Below are 6,611 nucleotides of genomic sequence, written 5' to 3'. Positions count from 1 at the left end.
ATTGATCACGGGGTCGCCGCTGAATCTCATGTGGCAGCACACGTAGGTGTCGTTGGGTTTCCTGTGCCAGCCGGGAAGAACGGGGACGAGCAGCCCGGCCTTCAGCTCGGCAAGCACCGTGCTGATGGAGACGTCGAGGCTGATCGCCTGTCCTGAGAGCAGCAGATCGCGGCAGGTGATGGTGTCTGCGTAGACGAGATTCGGTCCGTCAGGGAGAAAGAAGGTCCTGTCCCCGTTCCTGAGCCGCCGGGAGAAGCTGCGGTTCTCGGGATTGCGGATGGCGACGCGGAAGCGCTCAAGCTCCTCGACAGTCTTCGGCAGCCCGTGGCGCTCGCAGAACCGACGGCTTGCAAGCATCAGGAAGGCGTTAGTTCGGATAAAGTCAGCACGCAGTTCCGGGCGCTTGGGATGAAAGCCGAACTGCGCAATCTCAACCTCTCCTTTCATCAAACGGCGGAAGCCGTCATCGCCGAGAAACTCCAGCCGCAGGCCCGGATTGGCGTCCGCGTAGGTGAGAAGCCGTTCGAGCATGGTGTTGCTGCGGACGTTGACGGGCAGGCAGATCCGCACGACGCGCCCGTGTATGAAGTCCCCGGCCGCTTCGGCCCGGAGTGTCTGCACGGCGCGCTCCGCGTCCGCATGGGCCTTCACCATGCGCGCTGCAACCGGCAGAAGCCGCTCAAGATTGCCCGTCAGCCCTGCGGGACGTGTGGAGCGGTCCAGGAGCGTGAGGTCCGTCTCTTCCTCAAAAGCCGCGATGAGCTTGGAGCCCGCGGAGAGACTCAGGTTCATCTGCACGCAGGCCTTTGCGAGCGACTTCGTCCGCTGGCAGGCGAGGATGAGGTTCCAGAATAAAAGCGTGTCTCTCATAGGGCGCTCTGATGGGGTTCGGGATCCTCATCATAGTGCCGTTTGGCCGGATCTGTGATCCGGCCCGGAGCCGCCCGATCAGTAGTTGAGGAAGGGGAAGTGCCTCATCGAGATCAACTGATACTCGCCGTCGACCTGCAGCGCGAGGAGCGCCTGGTTGACGGAATCGATGAGGGGTTCGTCGGTCTTTCGCGCCGCGATGCGCGCTTCGTTCAGTTCCGGCGACTGCTCCGTGAGGAAGCCGCCGATGTAGAAGCTCTCGCCCGCGGGGTCCTTGAGGAGCGCGAACCCGGAGAGTCCGTCGACGAGGATCATGTCGACCTGCCCCATGATGAGGGCGTTCTTGAGTTCCTCGTAGGTCGTGTAGAGCTTTATCTTCGCGCCGATCGTGGCGTAGTCGCGCTCAAGGGCCTTGGCCTGGTTCGAGTCGCGCTGCGCGCCGTAGGTGAGGTCCTTCGGCTGCGCCGCTCTCGCCTCCTTCGTGCGGGCGATGAAGAAGGGGCGCGAACGGTAGTAGACGTTCGAGAAGACCATGTCGCGGCGCCGCTCCTCGGTCTCGCCCAAACCCGCGACGAGCAGGTCCACCGAGCGGCTGTTGAGCGCCGGGATGAGTTCGTCGAACTTCATCGGACGGATCCTGCAGACAGGGTTCATGCGCTTGCAGAGCGCGAGCGAGATGTCGATGTCAAAGCCCGAGAGGCCGTTCGAGGTGCGGAAGACGAAGGGCGGGTAGTTCGCCTCGACGCCGATGGTGAGGAGCACACCTTCGGTGCGCACGGGATTTGCCTTGCTGAGCGTCACCTGACGCACGCCGACCGTGACAGCCGTGATCACGCCGAGCAGTGCGCATGTGAGTGCGATATACCGGAATTTCTTCATGTTGTTGCCTCCTTGTGTTCTGTGCGGAGGTTCTTCTTTAAGAGGGAGTTTGAAGAAAGCTAGTGGTTAAAGGTTGGTGGAAGTGGTTTCAGTCCGGGTAGGCGACCCATCGGTCGCCCTCGAGCCGCACCCAGGAGCGGCCGCCGTAGGAGAGCACCTGTGCGCCGCTGTTCTCCGCGACGGGCCAGGTGAGGGGGAGGTCCTTCACGAGGTCCGCCGCGGGCGTGCAGCCCTCGGACCAGGGCGAGCACGTGACGGCGCGCTTCAGGAGCTCGGCCACGGCAAGGTAGCTGACGGGTTCCCTGACGACGATCTGCCCGGAGGGGCGGGCCGCGTCGGGAAGCCCGAAGAATTTGACAAGAACGGGCACGCGCGTGATGCGCGGGCTCGGAATTTCACGCAGGCTCGCCATCTGCACCTTGTCGCCGCGGACGGCGGCGCCGTGCTCTGGCACGACCACGAGCATCACCCGGCGGCCGCTCTGCTCGATCTCGCCCATCACGCGGTCGAGGTCGTTGAGCATGGTCTTCGCGCGGGTGTCGAAGGCGAGCGACCGGGTGGTGCCGGGCGCCCGGTTGCCGTCGTGAAGCGCAATGAAGTTGAAGAAGGCCGCGCCGGGAGCGTCGGGCCGGGCGGCGCGGGCCGCCTCGCGGTTCCTCATCCAGGCGCGCAGCACGTCGGCGGTGCGGTAGATCATCGAGCCGTCGAAGGCCTCGAGGTTGGCTCTCCAGCCGTCCTGCGACGTGAGCGCGGGCGTGAGGCCGGCGCGGTCTCGGAGCGCCTGCAGGTACCCGTCGAACTCGCCGTTGTGGTCCATGTAGAGCTCGGGCGTGAAGCCCGCGCGCTCAAGCTGCCCCATCACCTCGCAGGCGGGAGCCCGGCCCTTGTAGAGCGCCTCGTGCGAGGGCTGGCCGCATGCGCCGCGCAGGAGTCTCAGCGTCGCCGGGCCCGAGTAGGCCGTCGCGGAACTGAAGTTCTCGAAGCGCACGTCAAAGCGTCGGAAGAGCGGGTGCTCCGCGAGGTTCGTCGCCTCGAGGTCGTCGAAGGAGAGCGAGCAGATGTTGAGGATCGCGATGTCGAAGTCGCGCGCGGCCCCCTGCTCGGGGAAGGCGACGCGGCGGTCCTTTTCGGAATTCCAGAAGGCCTCGAGCCAGCGCGAGATCGCGGCGTCGTTCGCGGGCTCGGTCTGTGCGGGGAGCGGCCCGGAGGCAGCAGGTGCAGCAGCGGCAGCAGGTGCGGCGGCGGGCGCGGCAGCCGATGCGGCCGTCTGCGGCGCGGTCGCCTGCGTGACCTCGGGCTCGGGCGCGAGGATGCGGTCGACGAAGCCCTTCGGGTCGGGAAGCGAGAAGAGCACCAGCCCCAGGATCGTGAAGGTGGTCCAGCGGATCCACTCGCTCGAGATGAACCAGGCGACGACGGCGACGAAGGCGACGACGAGGAAGGTCGGGTCGATCGCGTTCATCACGAGCTCGAGCAGGTACTCGGGGCGGAAATTGAGCAGGTTCTCGAAGTTCTCGACGATCGCCCTCGGGCCCGGGAGCCAGCTCTCGTGCCAGGCGAGCGAGAAGCCGCAGCCGAGCGCGGCGAGGTTACGCACGATGCGCAGCGCCCGGCGCTCGAGCGGCAGCAGCACGAGCGCGAGGAGCGCCGCGTTCCAGAGCGGCTTGAAATTGAGGTAGCCGAGCCAGACGAGCGCGAACTTGCCGAGGAAGTAGAGGTTCCAGATGCCGGCGCCGCGCGGGAGGGCCGCTTTGCGTTCAGTCATCACGCATGGTCCTCCTTGTCGAGCGCCGCCTCGAGCGAGCGCACGTGCCGGATGCGCCGCCGGCCGGTGAGGATCCACCGGAGCCTGCGGCCGATCGCCGGGAGCCTCGGGGCGAGCAGGGCGCCCAGGGGAATGAAGACGAGGGCGCAGAGCGCCACGAGCGACCAGAGATCATTGAGGGATGGGGAACGCAGCATCGGGGGCCTCCTCTCACTTCACGCGCACGGGCATCACGGGGTTCGGGGAGAGGCGCACCTCGCGGCGGGGCGCGCTCTGAACAAGCGCACCGCGCGTGGGTTCCGCGGACGGCCGGAAGTACCCTCCGTAGACATTCCTTGACGGCCTGTGGCCGAGCATGAACTCACGGCACCGTCCGAGAAGCTTGATCACATCGCGGTCGTCGAACGCCGCCCGGTAGGAGTTGAAGAGGTGCGCGGGATCGAGCAGGAACGCGCGCCTCATGGAGAGCTCGACGAAGGACGGGTGGCAGCCGGCGAGGAACACCGCGCCCCGGTTGCCGAGAACCGTGCCGATGTCGCCCGAGCGCTGCGGGGCGAACTGCTGCATCGCCTCCTCGGCCGAGAGCCCGTGGACGGGCTCGAGCACGATGAGGGTGCCGTGGGCGTACTGGCGGTCCATCGGGACGGTCACGGCGCGCTCGGTGAGCGAGAGGAACGTCTCGTTGTCGAGCAGTCCCTGGCGCGAGACCACGTCGGTCGAGCCGATCAAGGCCTCGAAGTCAGAGGGCGGGTCATGCGGGAACACCACGCCGTGGAGGCTCTGCAGCATCACGCGGATGTGTCCGGGCCGGGAACCGGCCTCGAAGACGATGTTCGCGCCCGCGGAGAGCAGCACCGCCTCGCTCGACGCTCTGAGCGGCGAGCCCGTGACGGTGACGGCGATCTTGAGGTGACGGCCGCGGCGGCGCCGGAGATCCGTGATCATGCGCCCGACGGTTCTCACGTCCGCGTGACCGGTCACGTTGAAGACAAGGGTCGAGGACGCACGCTCGAGGCCGGTGCGGAAGACCTCTTCATTGGTCTCGAGCGCGACGAATCTCTGGAGAAACTCCGCCTCGGTCTTCAGAGCGGGCGAGGCGGAGTAGACCGTCTCGCTCGAGCCCGTCGCGGCGGGACCCTCCGCGGTCTCGGGGGCGGCAAGATGGCCGTTCTCGCCGGTGAGTTTCGTCACCGTGTCCGCGGCGCTCCAGCCGCCCGCGCGCCAGAAGCGGGTGCGGATGGCGAGGCCGGCGGGGCCGGCGGCCACGCGCGCGAGGCCGCTCACCGGGGTCGTGAGTCGCTCGATGCGGCTCGCGAGCTCGTCGGTGTCGCCTCCGGCGAAGGAGACGAGCACCGGCGCGCCGGACTCGCGGGCGGCGGCCTCGATGCGGCCGAGGCACTCGTCAAGGGCCTCGGTTCTCATCGCGAGCGCCCCCTCGGAGGAGAGGAGGAGCGCCGTGTAGGTCGCGGGGCTGCCGATCAGCGCGCGGATGGAGCGCGAAGCCTCGTAGAGCGCGCGCGGCGTGCCGCGCAGGCTCTTTTCGACGACCGACCATCTGTACGGGAAGTCGTCGAGCGGCCGTCCGTCCGCAGCGCGCTCGATCTCGGCGCGCTCGGGCGTCTCGAGCACGACGGACGGGGGCGAATCGTCCGTGCGGTGCTCGCCGGCTGGGCCGCCGTCAAGGATCATGGCAAGCGCGTCCGAGAGACGCTCGCAGAGCACGACCGAGACCGTCCCCGGCATGATGGTGCGCAGGGGTTCGGAGAGGCCGGCGATGCCGAGCGTTACGGGCGGGAGAAGCTTGCGTTCGGTCATGCACGCTCCTCGTCCGCGGGCTCGGTCTCGTCGTCCGGGCCCGTCTCGATGCGGTTGCGACCGTTGCGCTTGGCGCGGTAGAGCGCCTCGTCGGCCTCATGGATCATCTGCACGATCGTGCGGCCGTCGCCCGCCTGGGTCACGGGGGCGACGCCGATCGAGACGGTGAGCGGCACCGCGGCCTCCTTCTCTGACTCCGCGAGCCCGCTCTCGCGCGAGATCGTGCGCACGGCTCTGAGCAGCCGCTCGCTCGTGCGGGCGAGCATCTCGTCGTCGGTGCCCGTGCAGATCACGCAGAATTCCTCGCCGCCGTAACGGAAGACCTCGTCCTTCGTGGAGATCGAGCGGTCAAGCACGCTGGCGAGCGTGCGCAGCACGCGGTCGCCTAAGATGTGGCCGCGCGTGTCGTTGAGGCTCTTGAAGAGGTCGATGTCGATCATCAGTATGCCGAGGCCGGGCGGGACGTCGGTCGTGCGGCTGATGAAGTCATTGAGCGCCCTGCGGTTCGCGATGCCCGTGAGCGCGTCCTGGTTCGAGGTGGTGAGGAGCTCACGGTAGTTCGCGAAGAGCTCCCGCGAGCGGGCCTCCTCGTCGGTGAGCTTCTCGAAGAGCATCCACACCCACTGCACGACCTCGTTGATCTCGCGCAGCGACGAGCGGATGTTCCGCTCGGGCGTGCGGTTCGTGCCGCGGAAGTCCTGGATCGCGCGCGTGACGCGGTGCAGCGGCTTGACGAGCGCGACGAAGCCGAGGATGAGCACCGTGATCATGATCGCCACGGCGCCGATGAAGAGGATGAAGATCGGCCGGGCCTGCTGCGCGATGTCGCTGATGATGTCGACCTCCTTCAGGAGATCCTCGGTCTCGAGGACGATGAAGGACTGCGAGAGCCGCGCCGTCGCGTCGTTCATCTCTCCGACGCGCCTGAGGAAGCTCGCGTCCGCGCTGGTGAGGTGCGAGAGCTCGGTCTTGATGCGGCGGTAGCTCTTCGTGAACTCCCGGCAGGCATGGCTGTTAGCCTGGGTGGCGTGCGCACCCTTCGGATCGCAGAGCGGGTAGACCGCGCGGTAGATCTCGTCCGTTCGTCCCTCAAGCGCGAGCTCGTCGGACTCGGCGAGGAGCACGCGGTCGCTTTCGGTCATCACGTCGGGGAAGTCCTGCGTTGCGGAGCCCGAGAGGTGATAGGCCATCAGGCCGAAGCCGTGGAAGAATTTCCACTGCATGTAGACGCTGTCGCGCAGATCGGAGAGCTTCTGACGCTCGTCCCAGGCGGCCTGGACTT

General features: G+C 67.3%; 6 protein-coding genes. All 6 read right to left on the bottom strand.

What is annotated here, in order from left to right; genetic code table 11:
* A partial coding sequence (locus tag Q4F91_RS12440; RefSeq protein ID WP_303338047.1) for a LysR family transcriptional regulator occupies positions 1 to 870 on the bottom strand: 870 nt, incomplete at its 3' end.
* A gap of 78 nt (positions 871 to 948) precedes the next feature.
* Positions 949 to 1,749 (bottom strand): transporter substrate-binding domain-containing protein, encoded by an 801-nt coding sequence (locus Q4F91_RS12435; protein WP_303338046.1) that lies wholly within the window; start codon positions 1,747 to 1,749, stop codon positions 949 to 951.
* An 88-nt stretch (positions 1,750 to 1,837) separates the two neighbouring features.
* Positions 1,838 to 3,514 carry a cellulose biosynthesis protein BcsG gene (gene bcsG, locus Q4F91_RS12430; protein ID WP_303338045.1) on the bottom strand — a complete coding sequence of 559 codons (1,677 nt, stop codon included), beginning with the start codon at positions 3,512 to 3,514 and terminating at the stop codon, positions 1,838 to 1,840.
* Positions 3,514 to 3,711 carry a cellulose biosynthesis protein BcsF gene (locus Q4F91_RS12425; protein WP_303338044.1) on the bottom strand — a complete coding sequence of 66 codons (198 nt, stop codon included), beginning with the start codon at positions 3,709 to 3,711 and terminating at the stop codon, positions 3,514 to 3,516. The genes bcsG and Q4F91_RS12425 overlap by 1 nt, the downstream gene beginning before the upstream one ends.
* 13 nt (positions 3,712 to 3,724) lie before the next feature.
* On the bottom strand, positions 3,725 to 5,329 hold the full coding sequence (locus tag Q4F91_RS12420; protein ID WP_303338043.1) for a BcsE family c-di-GMP-binding protein: 1,605 nt from the start codon (positions 5,327 to 5,329) through the stop codon (positions 3,725 to 3,727).
* Positions 5,326 to 6,611 (bottom strand): GGDEF domain-containing protein (locus Q4F91_RS12415; RefSeq protein ID WP_303338042.1); only part of this gene is annotated, 1,286 nt, incomplete at its 5' end. The genes Q4F91_RS12415 and Q4F91_RS12420, both read right to left, overlap by 4 nt.

The organism is Sutterella sp. (genome assembly GCF_030539355.1).
Classification (GTDB): Bacteria; Pseudomonadota; Gammaproteobacteria; order Burkholderiales; family Burkholderiaceae_F; genus Sutterella.
The sequence above is the reverse complement of the archived record's forward strand: the minus strand, read 5'-3'. Positions and strand labels throughout refer to the sequence as shown.

What these genes read in the sequence shown, in the direction of transcription:
- Q4F91_RS12420 (WP_303338043.1), bottom strand. Translation starts at nt 5,329, where the DNA reads ATGACCGAACGCAAGCTTCTCCCGCCCGTAACGCTCGGCATCGCCGGC.
- Q4F91_RS12425 (WP_303338044.1), bottom strand. Translation starts at nt 3,711, where the DNA reads ATGCTGCGTTCCCCATCCCTCAATGATCTCTGGTCGCTCGTGGCGCTC.
- Q4F91_RS12435 (WP_303338046.1), bottom strand. Translation starts at nt 1,749, where the DNA reads ATGAAGAAATTCCGGTATATCGCACTCACATGCGCACTGCTCGGCGTG.
- bcsG (WP_303338045.1), bottom strand. Translation starts at nt 3,514, where the DNA reads ATGACTGAACGCAAAGCGGCCCTCCCGCGCGGCGCCGGCATCTGGAAC.